This window comes from Gilliamella sp. B3023 (genome assembly GCF_026536845.1).
Taxonomy (GTDB): domain Bacteria; phylum Pseudomonadota; class Gammaproteobacteria; order Enterobacterales; family Orbaceae; genus Gilliamella; species Gilliamella apicola_E.
On sequence record NZ_JAFNNH010000004.1, the window covers coordinates 95238 to 111185 of the forward strand.

The window sequence follows — 15948 nt, forward strand, 5'->3', positions numbered from 1 at the left end:
TAAGTTATTGAAACGCTTCCGCGGTTCAATAACTTTCTTCTTTACTATTATTCCAAGCGACCAGTGATGATGAAAATTGAATATTTTTATCAATCCACCGTTCAAATTCGTCATTTAACCAAATTAAACCGGCGAAACCCACCACCTAAAGTGACGTTAGAAATGGGGAATTTCCCAATTAACATGCAGGGCTTTTGTACTTTTTCAACCTTTAAACAAGCGATGAGTAAGGCAACGCAATAACCTTTATCTGATTGAAAGTATGCATAAATTTATGCTAAATTTTGTATGCTTTCAATCTAAAGACGGTTAAATAGATTGCGCTTGTGTGGAGCAAAAGCAGGTTGCCGGGTGTTATCCTATTAGCAAAACGTTTTTTTATTAATAATGAATTGATCGCTACCTGTGATTTTTTCAACAATCAGATCATTAAAGTTATCGATAGTTAGCTGGGCATGATGATTAATCAAATTAGACATATTAACACCAATCACCTGACAATTAGCCTTATTTGCTGACTCAATGCCCGCAGCGGAATCTTCAAAAACAATACACGAACTGGCGGCTAAATTTAACAGTTTTGCGCCTTGCAAATAGCCGTCTGGAGCTGGTTTGGTGTTAGCCACCATTTCGCCGGTGATAAATACCGACGGTTTAGCAACCTGTAGCAAACTAAATCTTGCTTCAGCCACAATTTTAGTGCCGGAAGTAACAATCCCCCAAGGGATATTCATTGATGATAATAGCTGCAGAAAATCGCTTGCGCCAGGTATTTCATCAATCCCTTGTACATCATTTGACTCCAATTGTTCCATCCAATGATATTCTTGCTCAATCAAACTAGCAGGCTGGTCAGGTAAAAACAGCTTAATATTATCGATAGCTTTACGCCCATGAATGGTTGTTAATACCTTAGTGGCATCTAAATGATGCCGCTGAGCAAATTTCAACCAGCAGCGCTCAACTGCTGGTAGAGAGTTCACCAAAGTACCATCTAAATCAAACAAAATACCTTTAGCTTTCATATTATAGTTTACCTGCACTTCCACAAATACGAATTTTATCTTCCACAATTTTCGCCATTGCCAGTTTAGCCGGTTGCATGTAGTGCCTTGGATCGTTAGCATCCGGTTGAGCTTGAAAGTATTGTTTCAACGCATCTGAAAAAGCAATTTTTAATTCAGTTGCCACATTCACTTTACAGATACCTAATGAAATCGATTTTTTCACCATTGCTTCAGGTATTCCCGAAGCGCCATGCAACACCAGAGGAATCGCAACTTTATCGCGTATTTTGGCTAATCGATCAAAATCCAATTTAGGCTCACCTTTATACATACCATGAGCCGATCCAATTGCCACCGCTAAAGAATCGATGCCTGTTCGCTCGACATATTCCCTTGCCGCATCCGGATCAGTAAAGGCGCTGTCTTTATCATCCACAACAAGATCGTCTTCTTGTCCACCCAGACGCCCTAATTCAGCTTCAACACTGGCATTAAATTTATGACTAAATTCGACCATTTTACGCACAATGTCAATATTTTCTTCAAAGGGATGATGTGAAGCATCGATCATAACCGAGCGAATACCGCCGGCAATTTTGGCTTGAATATCATCGACATCTTCATGGTGATCAAGATGCAAAGCAAACGGGAAATGTTTAATTTGGGCCGCTGTTTTACAAATGTTGATTAAATACTCTGTTCCGGCATAACGATAAGTGCCGGGGGTCGCGGCTAATATAACCGGAGACTGCAACTGTTTTGCGGTATCAACCACAACTTGAATTGTTTCAAGGTTGTGAATATTAAATGCCGGAACAGCATAATTTTCACGTTGCGCTTTTTTTAACATCTCTTGACTTGAAATAAGATACATAATAACTCCTTAATTAATATTTAATAAATTTGGTTAACAATAACTTGTTGGAAATAATCATCATAATTGTGCATATTCACAAAGCCGGTTTGCGATTCCATGGCATTTAACATGCCCATCGTCATCGCCCTTTTGAGCATGGTTTCTATCGATTCGTTTTCATGAATGCTTACTGCAAGACCCGCTAACGTCACATCGCCAGACCCAACCGGATTGACAACATCAATTTTAGGAATTGAAACTTGATAATATTGCTGATGACAACGAGCAAAAGCTCCATTTTTACCCAGTGAAATGATGATAAAAGGGATTGCATTCAGCAGTGGATGATCAACCGCCTTAATCAACGAAGCAGTATCATTAACATCAATATCCATCTGAATTATTTGTTGTAATTCATCTTTATTCGGCTTAATTAAGTAAGGTTTATGTTCAGAGACCAACGTAGCTAATAACATTTTGCCGGAGGAATCTAGTAAAACAGGAATGGCTTTTTTATTGGCGATTTGAATTAATGTGGCATAAAAATCAACCGGGAAACCTTGTGGTAGAGATCCTGAAATGGTCATTACCTTGGCTTTATCCACTAACGTTTGATAGTGCGCTAAAAAGGCATCCACCTCTTTTTGTTCGAGTGTTGGCCCAGATTCTAGAATTTCGGTTTGATTACCTTCATGTAATATCGCAATACAATTACGTGATTCATGTTTAGTAACATAAAAATGGTAATGGATATTGTCACTATCTAACTGTTTTTGAATATACTGGCCGGTTGTACCGCCAACAATACCTGAGGCTAACACATTGATGCCCGAAAATTTCACACCTCGTGTGACATTTAGCCCTTTACCACCGGCGGTTTTTTTAACATTTGTAACACGATTAATGTCATTAATATGGAGTGTATTGAGTGGATAAGAGATATCCACAGAAGGATTCATGGTAATTGTTAATATCATATTCTCGCCTACATATTGATTGCAAAATCATATCGTTGGGAGAAATAACAAGCTTAAACAATTAAATTAGTTTAATAATATTAATCAACATAATAGCCAACAACAATCCATTGTCATTATTACGTTAACTATATAAAATCAACTATTTAGCTAAAAAATCTTTTAAGCTTTATTCAAAAAGATACACAATCACCAGTCAAAATTTAAACAGCTATAAAATCAATGCCTTTTTCTTCAAATTGTTGTTTATAGCTGTTATCGACATCAGTATCGGTAATAATGGTACTTAGTTTATTAAGTGGTAATACGATATTAATGCCATTTCGTCCAAATTTTGATGAATCTAAAACTGCAATAACCTGCCTTGCCGCATTAGCCATCACACTACTGATAGTGTAGCCTTCGTTAAACGTTGTTATTCCTCTTTTTGCATCTATTCCATCTGCACCAACAAACAAAATATCAGCAGAAATGCCGTCTAACGATTGCTCAGCAATTTTTCCATGAAAAGAACGAGTCTTATGCCTCAGCGTACCACCACACATAAATAACATAATGTCACTGTTGTCCGACAAAATAAATGCAGAAGTAAGGCTGTTGGTAATGACAGTGATATGCTTGAGTTTTACTAACTCTTCAGCTATCAACATTGTAGTACTACCACTATCTAAAATAATGGTATCACCCTCTTTGACATGTTTAACTGCTTCAATTGCAATACGTTTTTTAGCCTCTATAAAACGCTGATAACGTTCTTCTAATTGCAATTCTTTAAATGATTTTAAATCGCCTTTACTCATGATTTTGGTTGCCCCGCCATGGAATCGAGTCAAAACACCTTGTTTTTCCAGCAAACGAAGATCTGTTCTGATTGTCACTTCCGAAACATCATATTGTCCTGATAAATCACTAACCAAAACAGTTCCTTTCGCATTAATAAGTTCGACTATTTGTTGACGTCTTTCACTTGCATTCATAATATTTCCTTTTTCGAAAATTCTTCAGCAGTGTATAACAAACAAAATCAAAAGATAAGCGCTCATTTTTAATAGCTGATCTAAATCAGATAATTAAATGCAATTTAATAAAATTTTACCGTTCATTGGATGACCGTTTAATGCACTAACTTGTTGAGTAAATTCATTAAAATCACCCACCCCTGCAATTAGCTCATCTAACCTGATTTTACCGTCAACAAAAAACTGACTAACGAGTTGCCACTCTTTGCCAGGCCATGGTGCAGAGTAATTCATCCAGCTTCCTAAGATCTCAAGCTCTTTTCGTAAAATCATCCCGAATGTTTTTTCTGAAAGAGTCACATCATGATGCATTGTGCCAATCAAACCGACTTTGGCTCTAGCGCCAGCTATTTCAATGGCTAAGCTTACTGTCGCTGGTGTGCCGGCGGTTTCTAATACCACCTGATCAAATCGATGTGGCATCAGTGCTTCATAGATCGCCGAAGCTGTCATATTTTTAGAGTGATAAACCGCATCAGCACCTAGCTTTTTAGCCAGATCTAAACGCTCTTGATTAATATCTAATACCGCAACAAATTTAGCTCCCATCGCTTTGGCGCACTGCATAGCAAGCAAACCAATGGTACCGCCACCAACAATCACCACATTCTTATTTTGACAACCGTCAGCCAATAACAGTGCATGCATCCCAACAGTCATTGGCTCAAAAAATGCCCCTTCGATAGGGCTAACACTTTTCGGTAACTTAAAGGCGTTTCTCTTATTTATGACGATATACTGTGCCAATCCGCCAGTAATTCTTGAGCCAACGAAGGTGTAATGTTTACAAAGTGAATAGTAATGTTTTTGACACTCATCACATTTAAAACAAGGCAATAAAGGTACACAAGAGATCAGATCACCAATCTCAAACTCTGTCACATCGCTGCCCATTTCGACAACCGTGCCACTAAATTCATGGCCAAGTGTGATTGGGTAAAAATGTGCACCATGATGAAAAATGCGTGGAATATCAGAACCACATAACCCGCAATACGCCACTTTCACCAGAATTTGATCTGGTGAAGTGATTTTGGGCATCTCAATATCTTCTACAGATAAAGTCCCCTCATCATTAACAACGACTGCTTTCATATTATTTTCCTATGTTAATAATCAAATAGGTTGCTGTTCTAACGTCCACTGGTTTAACAGTGAACGTTACTTAATGGATTTAAAAAATGGCTTTTTTATTGCTCATTTACGCTATTTGCACCTTCTACATATTGCTGTTTTAATAACAATTTGTATTTTTGCGCGCGTTGCCAGGTCAAAAATAGGCAAAACAGGTAAAAGAGACCAATGCAGGCAAACCCGATCGGTTGTTTTAAATTAACCAGTTGAACTAAGATATAAGTAATTGGCGAACCACCTTGATCCATCGCACCAACCGAGATGCCATTACCAGCAGTAATAGTACCGGCATTGACGGCAAGCTGAGTGGTTAGTGGCACCATTTGCGTGGCAATCCATAAGGTAATAGCAATAATGATTGAACCGGAAATAATAATCCTAAACAGATTGCCTTGATGAATCGCCACACCCATTGCGATAAAAAAGCCGATAGTTGCTAAGTCACCAAAAGGAAGAACTTCATTACCGGGCAGCACAATGGCAATAAAAATACTTAACGGGATAAAAATTAAGCTGGCAGAAACAACAGTTGAATGACCTAACAATAGTGCCGGATCTAAACCGATAAGGAAGTCTTGCCCACCAAATTTTGATTGAAGATGTTTACGTGCTTGTTTAGATATTGGGGTTAAACCGTCCATGATAGGTTTAATTACTCTTGGCATTAATAGCATTACCGCTGCGGTTTGAATCGCAAGTTGCAAGGTCTGTTTAACACCATAACCGGCTAATACGCCTAATAAAATCCCCATAAATAGACCAACTGTGACTGGCTCGCCAAATGCGCCAAATCTTTTTTGCATATCTACCGCATTGAAATTAATCTTTCTAATGCCAGGTATTTTTTCAATCACCGCATCGACAAATACCGCTATCGGTCCACAATAGGCCGAAGTACCATGTGGCACAGCAATGCCGTCAAGTTCAAAAAAATCTTTGGTATCTTTAGCAAACCAATCCCCCAATTTATAAGCAATAATTGCATGTACAACCACGCCAGCAATACCTAGCCAGTAAGAGCCGGTTGCAATATAAACCAGCGCCCCGCTGAAGGTCATATGCCAAATGTTCCAAATATCAACATTAACAACACGGGTTAATCTTAAAAGTAACATGGCAATGTTTACTGCAATGGCAATGGGAATGGCAACCAGCGCAATTTGCGATGCCCACGTCATAGGGGCTGCGCCAGGCCAACCAACATCGACAACATTCAAACTAATATCAAATCTTTCTGCCATAGCTTGAGCTGCCGGCCCAACTGAGCTGGTTAATAAGCCAACCACCAAACCAATACCGACAAAGCCAATCCCAATATGAATCCCGGCTTTTAATGCATCACCAATTTTCATTCTTAGCGAAAGTGAAAACAGAATAATCACAATGGGTAGCATTACAGACGGTCCCAAATCTAAGATGTACTGCATAATTTCAGTAAACATAGGTTCATCCTTTTAAAATAGACAATATTTTTGCTTTTAACTGCTCAATTCCAACGCCAGACACAAAAGGCATACCATGCACAATCGGAATATCGCCAAATGTTTGATCCATTTTTGCCGTCGTACAGATCAGGTCGACATCATCAATAAAGGTATTAATTTCATTAATACGACACTGCACTAAATCGAGCTCAATATTATTTTCATTACATAGCTCTTTTATTTCTTCTGCTGCTAAAGTTGACGTCGCAACGGCGCCACCACATGCAACAATAATCTTTTTTTTCATAATGCCTCCTAAACAACTTATTGATTAAATATCACTTCATTAAAACGTTCGACCACTTCGTTTTGCGAACGACTTAATAAAAAGTGATAAAATTCTTTATCTTGTAAATGGGTAAAAAGTGCTTTCAACAGTGATAGTTGATCAGCTGGTGAAGTCACTACCAATGAAATAATCAATGAAACATCAACGGTGCCATCGTCATCTGCACGTTGAAACGAAACCGGAGATTGGGTGCGAAGAATAAAAATCGCAGGACTGTTAGCATGTTCAGCTTCACAATGTGGAATAGCCACCGCATAGCCATCGAGCAAAATACCGGTTGGATATAATGCTTCCCGATCAAGTAAAGCTTTCAAATGGCTCTGTTTGACAATCCCTTTTTTTTGTAACTGTTGACTTAAATAAGTCAGTAAGGCTAACTCATTGTCAAATTTAAGATTGTCTTCGAAAAGAAGCTGACATTTATTCATATTTACTCTCCATTTTTTATCTTTTTAATGTTACGTTTTAAATTATAACTTTCGAAAACAAAAACAATATCGAAAGATTAAATACTTTCGAAATAAAAAACAAATAAGATTTTATATTTTTGTGATCGAAATCTATTTTTTAAAATAAACTTGAGATCCCAAATCGTGATAAAGACCTTTACCCAAAACAAAGTATGATCCAGATCACAAAATCAACTTTTTTGAATTGCAATAATGGATTAAAATGTCAAAATGTTACCCGTAACAGGTTATTTTGGAGAATAACGTAATGACACAACAAAGGAAAAATGTTTTCGTATTCATGGGTGTATCAGGTAGCGGTAAATCGGTTGTTGCAAAACAAATAGCCGATAACCTAAATGCCGCTTTTCTAGATGGTGACTTTTTACATCCCAAAGCCAATATATTGAAAATGCGCAGCGGTACCCCGCTAAATGATAACGACAGGATGCCTTGGTTAAACTTAATTAGTAATGCTGCATTTGCAATGAGTAATGTCAATGATATTTCGATTATTATCTGCTCAGCATTAAAAGAAAAATATCGAGACATTATTCGTGGAGAAAATGAAAATGTGCACTTTATTTATTTAAAAGGAAGTTTTGATGTTATCTCCCAACGTTTAGCTAAACGCCAAGGACATTATCAAAAAACAGGAATGCTACAGTCGCAATTTGACGCATTAGAAGAACCAACAGCCAATGAAAAAGATGTTTATGCTATCAATATTGAACAACCACTAAATGGTGTTATTGAAGATAGCATGAAGGTTATTAATTCGATATGTCATTGTGAATAAATTTATAAAAGTTCAGAAATTATAATAAATATAATCTAAGAGGTTAATGTGAATTCCACTATTTTAGCTGTAACTCAGCGCATTATTAATCGCTCTAAAGCAACACGTGAAGCTTATCTGCAAAAAATAGAACATGCTATGTTAAAGAAAGTTACCCGAGCAAGTTTGCCTTGTAGTAACTTAGCTCATGGCTTTGCCGCTTGTTGCCTCGATGAGAAAAATGATCTTAAAAATATATTAAAAAGTAATATCGGTATTATCAGTTCTTATAACGATATGTTATCAGCACATAAACCTTATGAATTTTATCCAGAACAAATTCGAAAAGTGCTACATGAAGTCGGCGCTGTTGGCCAAATGGCTGGAGGGGTACCGGCTATGTGTGATGGTGTAACCCAAGGCGAACCGGGTATGGAAATTTCGCTAATGAGTCGAGATGTAATTGCAATGTCTGTTGCCGTTGGGTTATCACATAATATGTTTGATGGCGCACTGTATCTAGGAGTCTGCGATAAAATTTTACCAGGATTATTTATTGGGGCCCTATCTTTTGGGCATTTACCCGCTATCTTTGTTCCTTCTGGACCGATGCCTTCAGGTTTACCAAATAAAGAGAAAGTTCGCATTCGTCAACTTTATTCAGAAGGAAAAGCTTCTCGCGAAGATTTATTAGAATCTGAATCAGCCTCATACCATACCAGTGGAACTTGTACGTTTTATGGCACGGCAAATAGTAACCAAATGGTCATTGAGTTAATGGGATTACATTTACCTGGAGCCGCTTTTGTTCACCCTGAAACAACATTACGCAATGAACTAACCAATGCCGCTGCAAGACAGATCACTCGTTTAACTAACCAATCAGGAAACTATATGCCCGTTGGTAAAATGGTGGATGAAAAAGTAATTGTTAATGGTTTAGTTGCGCTTTTAGCCACAGGTGGCTCAACCAATTTGACTATGCACATTGTCGCCATGGCTAAAGCGGCGGGTATTGTTATTAATTGGGACGATATTTCAGACTTATCAACAGTTGTTCCGTTATTGAGCCGAATATACCCTAATGGGCCGGCCGACATTAACTACTTCCAAGCAGCAGGTGGAACTTCATTATTGGTCCGAGAACTATTATCCGGTGGTTTGTTACATGAAGATGTTGAAACTGTAGTTGGCCATGGACTGAGCCGTTACACGAAAGAGCCAATTTTAGAAAACGGTAAACTCATCTTCCGCGAAGGTCCTAAAGAATCTTTAGATGAAAATGTGATTGCTTCAATAAAAAAACCTTTCAACTCTCATGGTGGCTTAAAAGTGATGTCTGGCAATTTAGGGAGAGCGATAATGAAAACGTCTGCTGTTACCGATGAGCACCAAATTATCGAAGCACCTGCAGTAGTCTTTAATAGTCAGTATGATTTAGATGCAGAATACAAAGCCGGCAACCTCAATAAGGACTGTGTTGTAGTTGTTCGTTATCAAGGCCCAAAAGCTATCGGTATGCCAGAGCTACATAAATTAATAACACCATTGGGTGTTTTGCAAGATCGCGGCTATAAAGTTGCGTTATTAACTGATGGACGGCTATCTGGCGCATCAGGCAAAGTACCGGCAGCTATTCATGTTACACCTGAAGCCTATGCAGGTGGATTATTAAGCAAAGTTGAACAAGGTGATATGATCCGAGTCAATGGTCAAACCGGTGAAATAACACTATTAGTTGATGAAGCTGAACTCGCAAAACGCAGTCCAGCACCAATCGATTTAACCGATTCCCATAAAGGTTTTGGTCGAGAACTTTATACAGTTGTTAGAGAAAATTTATCTTCAGCTGAAGAAGGTGCTGTTAGTTTTTAATCAAACTTATCTGTCGCAAAATGCGGCAGATATCGTAAAAATCCCCCTAAAAACCCCGTTCCTCAACTTTTTTTATCTATTGCTTAGTCTATTTTTTTACAAAATTATCAACCAACAAATTAACCACATCTTTCATTTTGCCACTCAATGATGCCTTTACACTATAAAGCGCCATTCCCATTACTTGTGAAGTATGAATTTCAGGCGGCATAACTAATTCATATTCGTTTGTCTTAACATCTAATAATGCAGGTCCAGGGTGAGCTAAAAATGATTGCACTGCGGCTTCAAGCAAATCTGAACTATCGACACGAATAGCAAATAATCCCATCGCTTCAGCTACTTTAGCAAAATCAGGATTTTTTAAATCAGTATAGTGATCGACAAGCCCTTCTGATTTTTGTTCCAATTCAACAAAGTTAAGTGAGCTATTATTAAGTACAACAACTTTGATTGGCAGGTTTTCTTGAATTGTGGTTAACAAATCGCCTAACAACATACTAATACCACCATCTCCTGATAAGGTAATGACTTGACGATTAGGAAAAGCTTTTTGTACACCTAATGCTTGTGGCATCGCATTGGCCATAGTGCCATGTTTTAAACTAATAACTGTCCGTCTTTTACCATTGGTTGAAAAATGACGGCAAGCCCAAACCATAGCAGAACCAACATCTGCACATAGTACGGCATCATCATTGGCATATTTATCAATCAATTCGGTTAAATATTGAGGGTGAATAACCGTTTTTGATGGTATCGCTTTCTTACCTAATTTATCAATTGCTTTAGTGTGTAATTCACGACATTTATCTAAAAATGCACTGTCTGCTTTTTCATTAACTAATGGCAATAAAGCGGCTAGGGTTGGTTTACTTGCACCTACAACACCAATATCTACACTATGGCGATGACCTAGATGAGTTGCATCGATATCTACCTGAATAATTGTTGCGTCATCTGGATAAAATTGTGACCACGCAAAATCAACACCAAACATCAAAAGCACATCACACTCTTTTATCGCCGTTGCGCCAGACTCCATACCAAACATCCCTGTCATACCAACGTTATACGGATTATCATATTCGACGAAATCTTTAGCTCTTGAAGTATGAACAATTGGTGACTTTAATTTTTTTGCTAACGCAACTAATTCATCATGAGCTTCTGATACTCCATGACCTGCAAATATTGCCACTTTACTGTTTTTATTTAGAATTTCTGAGATTTGTGCTAGCTCTTCATCAGATGGCCGAATTACTGGTTTCGGGTGAAAAATTTTATGTCCACTATTATCTTCAACTTTGACTAAACTTATATTATAAGGAATAACTATAACAGCAACACCTCGTTGATTTATTGCCGCTTGTACAGCTGCTGTAGTAATTCGTCGCGCTTGTGTTGGATCCGAAATTTGCTGACAAAAGACAGAACAGTTTTTATAAATAGATTCAAAATCAACCTCTTGCGGAAAATCAGTTCCTTGTTGAGAGGTAACTAACTGGCTAGCCAGTAAAACCAATGGTACTTTATTGCGTTGTGCTTCATAAATACCATTTATAAAATGTAGGCTTCCTGGTCCACAAGAACCAGCACAAGCGGTTATTTGATCGGTAAGATAAGCTTCAGCTCCTGCAGCAAAAGCACCCACTTCTTCATGACGAACATGTACCCATTCAATATCACTTTTTTTGATAGCAGACGTAATTTGATTTAAGGTATCTCCAACAATACCATAACAATGTTTAACCCCCGCTTGAGATAACACTTCAATAATAATTTCCGCAACAGACTTTTTTGATGACATATTGACTCCTAAATATGGTTTTAAAATTAAACGCATCAAGTTGACTAAATTACACCTAAGTTTTATGAATGCGAAGAGCTTAAAAATAAAACAGCAAAAAATGTTAAAAATGTCATTTTAACCATAGTTGATACTTAAGAATCTTTACTTCAAGATATTCCCTATTACAATAAATCAAGGTATTATGTCAAAAATATAATCAACTTCATGAGCTACCTTTTGTGGAACATTCGTCATCTGGACATAGTTTTTTATCATCAATGTCTGCTCTTTTACCTAATTATATAATCGAATATTACCCACTCATTACTGTTTGTTTGTTACTTTTTATTGCGATTTTATTGTTTTCATTCAGTAAATTAAGAATGGATATTATTGCGTTATTGACGATAACTGCAATTACCGTCACGGGTGTATTAACTCCGGCTGAAGCGCTTGCGGGATTTAGCGATCCCAATATTATCCTCATTGCACTGTTATTCGTAATCGGTGAAAGTTTAGTAAGAACGGGTATCTCTTACAAAATGAGTGAATATATCTTAAAAGCAGCAGGTAAAAATGATATTCGAATTATTACCTTTATTATGTTAGGTGTAGCTCTACTGGGTTCGGTTATGAGCTCAACTGGTGTAGTTGCAATCTTTATTCCTGTTGCTATCAGTATTGCTAACCATACAGGTATCCATGTAAAAAAATTGATGATGCCACTGTGTATTGCAGCATTAATTAGTGGCATGATGACTCTTGTCGCAACAGCTCCAAACCTTGTAGTAAATAGTGAACTTAGCCGAGCTGCATTAACCGAGTTTGGCTTCTTTTCAATTACGCCAATAGGCCTTGGCGTATTAGTTGTTGGTGTGATTTATTGTTTATTAACACGCAATTGGTTACTTACAGCGGACCAAGTCACCGCTAACAATAGTTTACCTCAAAGACGTAAAATTACCGATTTAATTAGAGATTATAAATTAATTGGCCGAGCTCACCGCGCACAAATTCTTGCTGGTTCTCCTTTTGTTGGGCGAACCATTGATGGATTACATTTACGTACTGAGCATGGTGTAAATGTAATTGGTATTGAACGTTGGCGAAAATTCCAAAAAGTGCTCATCCCTGTAAATGGTAGTACTGAATTTAGAGAAAACGATATTCTTTTATTGGACATGTCTCATTCCGAAGCTGACTATCGCACATTTCTAACCACTAACAATCTTGAACCAAAAGTATTACGTGGTGAATATTTTTCAGAACAAGTCAAAGAAGTCGGTATGGCTGAAGTTGCATTGCTGCCTGAATCATCATTATGTGGAAAGACTCTTAATGAAATTGATTTTAGGGAAAAATATTTTCTGACCGTTATTGGAATCTGGCGAAACCATGCACCAGTTGAAACCAATAACCTATTCCAAGAACGACTAGAAATGAGCGATACACTTTTGGTATGCGGAGACTGGGGATCTATACAAAAACTACAAACTCGGACTAGTGATTTTGTGGTACTTGATTACCCATCAGACATTGATGATGTTGCACCAGCAAGCTCTCAGGCTTTTATCGCACTATTTAATCTAGCGGTAATGATTATTTTAATGGTGACAGGTATTGTCCCAAATGTTGTTGCTGCACTGATTGCTTGTTTATTAATGGGTGCCACCCGCTGTATTGATATGGCAAATGCTTATAAATCAATTCATTGGCCAACATTAATTCTCATTATTGGTATGATGCCTTTCGCGGTAGCGTTAAATAAGACGGGAGGGATTTCGCTCATATCACAATGGCTTGAAATCCACTTACGTTCATTTGGCCCTTACATGGTGTTAACTTTTATCTTTTTATTATGCTCAACGGTAGGATTGTTTATTTCTAATACCGCAACCGCAATTTTAATTGCACCAATTGCGATTGATTTAGCAATAAAATTTGGATATTCACCCTATCCATTTGCTATGACCGTTGCTATTGCGACATCTGCATCGTTTATTACACCTGTTTCATCACCTGTAAAAACAATGGTTGTTGCACCTGGTGGATATAGCTTTAGTGATTTTGTTAAAGTTGGTGTGCCGTTAACCTTTTTGGTTATGTTAGTTGATATAGCGTTGGTACCAATATTTTTTCCATTTTAAGTAAAATAAAAACATAATTAATTGGTTAAATATAAGGTTGCTAAGTTGTTTGTGGATTTTTACTATTATTTTATCCATAAACTTTTCATCAGCTATTATGAGATTTCGCTATGATTCAAGATTACTTAACGCTATAACCACCTTTACTCGGTATACATATGATATCCATTATGAGTACAGTGATGTGATTAAGGATTATTAGGTCAATTTAAAGTATAATATCTGTCATATTTTGATTATGGATATATTACGCATGTCACACACAACAAATCCCCTAAAGATTATTTTTGCTGGTACGCCTGATTTTGCTGCTACCCATTTAAAAGCATTAATTGATGCTAAACATAATGTTATTGCAGTTTTTACTCAGCCCGATCGCCCTGCTGGACGTGGCAATAAGTTAACTGCAAGTCCGGTTAAACAATTAGCAATCGAAAATCATCTTCCTGTTTATCAACCTGCTACACTCAAAACTGAAGAAAATCAGAAAATCATTGCTGAGCTCAATGCCGACATTATGATTGTGGTAGCATATGGTCTTATTTTACCGCAAGCTGTGCTTGATATGCCTAAACTAGGTTGTTTAAATGTGCATGGTTCATTATTACCAAGATGGCGAGGCGCAGCTCCTATTCAACGCGCTTGTTGGGCTGGTGATACTTTAACCGGTATCACAATTATGCAAATGGATGCAGGGCTTGATACGGGTGATATGTTATATAAACTCACCTGTCCAATTGAACCTTCTGATACCAGTGCAACGTTATATAACAAATTGGCGCAATTAGGTCCAGAAGGACTACTTGATACCTTAACACTAATTACCGAAGGAAAAATCCAACCTGAAAAACAAGATCCATCACAGGTCACTTACGCTGAAAAATTATCTAAACAAGAAGCTAAACTTGATTGGAACCTATCGGCACAGCAACTGGAACGTTGCATTCGCGCCTTTAATCCTTGGCCTGTTAGTTATTTTGACGTTAATGGCGAGCCAGTAAAGGTATGGCAAGCAGAAGTGATAAAAACATCCCACAATCGACCTGTTGGCACTATTTTACAAGCAGATAAAAAAGGAATATGTATTGCAACAAGTGATGGCGCATTAAATATGACACTTTTACAACCTGCTGGTAAAAAACCAATGTCTGCTCAAGATCTATTGAACTCTCGCAAAGCATGGTTTGAAGTAGGTAAGATACTGGGGAAATAGTTAAAAAGATATTACAGGATAAATTCCTGTAATATTATCGTTTTTTGGCTAACAACGTCGCAAAGCGGAGCTTTATTCGGTTGCCATGGATATCCGTTTTATGCAGTTCGCCAACATCTTCATTGTATTTTAGGATGTCCCAATTTTGATAATAATTAAGTAACTCATTCTCTTTAAACGTAAACGAAAATCCTACAGTGCAAGGAAAATCATCAGTTGACATAGCGCAAACAATTAAATTATAACCACCCGTTTTAGTTATGTTTTGCATATTATGAATGATATCGGGAATTCTATCTGGTTGTAAAAACATCATTACAACAGTTGAAATAATTAAATCGTAGTTACCTTTTAAATTAGCCTGATTAATATCATAAATAGATGCATTGATATCCGATAAATGATCGTTTGCAATAATTTCTTGTAAATTACTAATACTCATTTCTGACTTATCAACGGCATCAACATCAAAACCAAGTAGCTGTAGATAGAGTGAATTACGGCCTGAACCACAACCTAAATCTAGTGCTTTTCCGGCCTGAATGATTTGACAGACTTCCAACACGTCAGAATGGGTTTTAGTCATCTGATATTTTTTCTGGCTATAATCCTCAGGTTGACAATAAAAAGCCAACTGGCACTGCAAATCATCTGAAACTTGAGCTATTCGATGCCATTGCTGAGGCTCAATAAATGGAGGCTGATGCTCAACATCAAAAACATATTGAGAAACGATATCGCCTTGCTCGGTTAACATATCAAAATTGATATAACCTTTTATAATGTTTAATTTTGCCCAAGTACCTAGTTGTGTATTATGTTTTTCACGAAACAAATCGGGTAAAGTTTTTGCATCCCAAACAGGTAACGTTTTATAGCAAACTAAATCTTTATCTTTCATCATGAAGTACCAACAATGTCATCTAAT

15 protein-coding genes are annotated in these 15948 nt (G+C 37.3%); 5 read left to right on the plus strand and 10 right to left on the minus strand.

All coding sequences use genetic code 11. The features are described from left to right. Positions 1-66 precede the first annotated feature (66 nt). Entirely contained in the window at positions 67-243 is a 177-nt protein-coding gene (locus tag J3U16_RS03750) for a hypothetical protein (protein WP_176713967.1), read from the plus strand. 119 nt (positions 244-362) lie between these two features. On the opposite strand, the gene J3U16_RS03755 is transcribed toward J3U16_RS03750, so the two are convergent. The 8 genes from J3U16_RS03755 to gatA all read right to left on the minus strand — a co-directional run bounded on the left by J3U16_RS03755 (position 363) and on the right by gatA (position 7194). After that, the gene (locus J3U16_RS03755; protein ID WP_267330557.1) at positions 363-1025 is read right to left on the minus strand and encodes an HAD-IA family hydrolase; all 663 of its coding nucleotides are present in this window, start codon (positions 1023-1025) and stop codon (positions 363-365) included. Position 1026: 1 nt separating this feature from the next. Then, positions 1027-1881, minus strand: coding sequence for a tagatose bisphosphate family class II aldolase (locus J3U16_RS03760; RefSeq protein ID WP_220225300.1), 855 nt, complete (start codon positions 1879-1881; stop codon positions 1027-1029). Between the two features lie 20 nt (positions 1882-1901). After that, a complete protein-coding gene (gene lacC, locus J3U16_RS03765) occupies positions 1902-2840 on the minus strand; it encodes a tagatose-6-phosphate kinase (RefSeq protein ID WP_220225301.1) in 939 nt (312 codons plus the stop codon). A gap of 203 nt (positions 2841-3043) precedes the next feature. Further along, positions 3044-3817: a DeoR/GlpR family DNA-binding transcription regulator gene (locus J3U16_RS03770; protein WP_065734965.1), complete on the minus strand. Its 774-nt coding sequence runs from the start codon at positions 3815-3817 to the stop codon at positions 3044-3046. A 93-nt stretch (positions 3818-3910) separates the two neighbouring features. Then, a complete protein-coding gene (locus J3U16_RS03775) occupies positions 3911-4954 on the minus strand; it encodes an alcohol dehydrogenase catalytic domain-containing protein (protein WP_267342512.1) in 1044 nt (347 codons plus the stop codon). A 95-nt stretch (positions 4955-5049) separates the two neighbouring features. Continuing rightward, positions 5050-6435 (minus strand): PTS galactitol transporter subunit IIC, encoded by a 1386-nt coding sequence (locus J3U16_RS03780; protein ID WP_267332086.1) that lies wholly within the window; start codon positions 6433-6435, stop codon positions 5050-5052. Positions 6436-6439: 4 nt separating this feature from the next. Continuing rightward, complete coding sequence (gatB, locus tag J3U16_RS03785; RefSeq protein ID WP_065734968.1) at positions 6440-6724, minus strand: PTS galactitol transporter subunit IIB; 285 nt, start codon at positions 6722-6724, stop codon at positions 6440-6442. A gap of 17 nt (positions 6725-6741) precedes the next feature. Next, positions 6742-7194, minus strand: coding sequence for a PTS galactitol transporter subunit IIA (gene gatA / locus J3U16_RS03790; protein ID WP_065734969.1), 453 nt, complete (start codon positions 7192-7194; stop codon positions 6742-6744). A 289-nt stretch (positions 7195-7483) separates the two neighbouring features. Between gatA and J3U16_RS03795 the strand changes: the two genes are divergently transcribed. Together J3U16_RS03795 and edd are read left to right on the plus strand one after the other, a co-directional pair. Next, positions 7484-8014 carry a gluconokinase, GntK/IdnK-type gene (locus J3U16_RS03795; RefSeq protein ID WP_065562927.1) on the plus strand — a complete coding sequence of 177 codons (531 nt, stop codon included), beginning with the start codon at positions 7484-7486 and terminating at the stop codon, positions 8012-8014. A 48-nt stretch (positions 8015-8062) separates the two neighbouring features. Continuing rightward, a complete protein-coding gene (gene edd / locus J3U16_RS03800; protein WP_065734970.1) occupies positions 8063-9868 on the plus strand; it encodes a phosphogluconate dehydratase in 1806 nt (601 codons plus the stop codon). A gap of 88 nt (positions 9869-9956) precedes the next feature. Here the strand turns inward: edd and J3U16_RS03805 are convergent, their stop codons facing one another. Continuing rightward, entirely contained in the window at positions 9957-11678 is a 1722-nt protein-coding gene (locus J3U16_RS03805; protein WP_065562929.1) for a thiamine pyrophosphate-dependent enzyme, read from the minus strand. 260 nt (positions 11679-11938) lie between these two features. Between J3U16_RS03805 and J3U16_RS03810 the strand changes: the two genes are divergently transcribed. Beyond that, on the plus strand, positions 11939-13807 hold the full coding sequence (locus J3U16_RS03810) for an SLC13 family permease (protein WP_065562930.1): 1869 nt from the start codon (positions 11939-11941) through the stop codon (positions 13805-13807). A gap of 253 nt (positions 13808-14060) precedes the next feature. After that, entirely contained in the window at positions 14061-15020 is a 960-nt protein-coding gene (gene fmt / locus J3U16_RS03815; RefSeq protein ID WP_267330553.1) for a methionyl-tRNA formyltransferase, read from the plus strand. A 34-nt stretch (positions 15021-15054) separates the two neighbouring features. Here the strand turns inward: fmt and tehB are convergent, their stop codons facing one another. After that, on the minus strand, positions 15055-15924 hold the full coding sequence (tehB, locus tag J3U16_RS03820) for an SAM-dependent methyltransferase TehB (RefSeq protein ID WP_267330552.1): 870 nt from the start codon (positions 15922-15924) through the stop codon (positions 15055-15057). Positions 15925-15948: the final 24 nt, after the last annotated feature.

What these genes read in the sequence shown, in the direction of transcription:
- gatA (WP_065734969.1), bottom strand. Translation starts at nt 7,194, where the DNA reads ATGAATAAATGTCAGCTTCTTTTCGAAGACAATCTTAAATTTGACAAT.
- J3U16_RS03770 (WP_065734965.1), bottom strand. Translation starts at nt 3,817, where the DNA reads ATGAATGCAAGTGAAAGACGTCAACAAATAGTCGAACTTATTAATGCG.
- J3U16_RS03780 (WP_267332086.1), bottom strand. Translation starts at nt 6,435, where the DNA reads ATGTTTACTGAAATTATGCAGTACATCTTAGATTTGGGACCGTCTGTA.
- J3U16_RS03750 (WP_176713967.1), top strand. Translation starts at nt 67, where the DNA reads ATGATGAAAATTGAATATTTTTATCAATCCACCGTTCAAATTCGTCAT.
- J3U16_RS03760 (WP_220225300.1), bottom strand. Translation starts at nt 1,881, where the DNA reads ATGTATCTTATTTCAAGTCAAGAGATGTTAAAAAAAGCGCAACGTGAA.
- fmt (WP_267330553.1), top strand. Translation starts at nt 14,061, where the DNA reads ATGTCACACACAACAAATCCCCTAAAGATTATTTTTGCTGGTACGCCT.
- J3U16_RS03810 (WP_065562930.1), top strand. Translation starts at nt 11,939, where the DNA reads ATGTCTGCTCTTTTACCTAATTATATAATCGAATATTACCCACTCATT.
- gatB (WP_065734968.1), bottom strand. Translation starts at nt 6,724, where the DNA reads ATGAAAAAAAAGATTATTGTTGCATGTGGTGGCGCCGTTGCGACGTCA.
- J3U16_RS03775 (WP_267342512.1), bottom strand. Translation starts at nt 4,954, where the DNA reads ATGAAAGCAGTCGTTGTTAATGATGAGGGGACTTTATCTGTAGAAGAT.
- J3U16_RS03755 (WP_267330557.1), bottom strand. Translation starts at nt 1,025, where the DNA reads ATGAAAGCTAAAGGTATTTTGTTTGATTTAGATGGTACTTTGGTGAAC.
- tehB (WP_267330552.1), bottom strand. Translation starts at nt 15,924, where the DNA reads ATGATGAAAGATAAAGATTTAGTTTGCTATAAAACGTTACCTGTTTGG.
- J3U16_RS03805 (WP_065562929.1), bottom strand. Translation starts at nt 11,678, where the DNA reads ATGTCATCAAAAAAGTCTGTTGCGGAAATTATTATTGAAGTGTTATCT.
- lacC (WP_220225301.1), bottom strand. Translation starts at nt 2,840, where the DNA reads ATGATATTAACAATTACCATGAATCCTTCTGTGGATATCTCTTATCCA.
- J3U16_RS03795 (WP_065562927.1), top strand. Translation starts at nt 7,484, where the DNA reads ATGACACAACAAAGGAAAAATGTTTTCGTATTCATGGGTGTATCAGGT.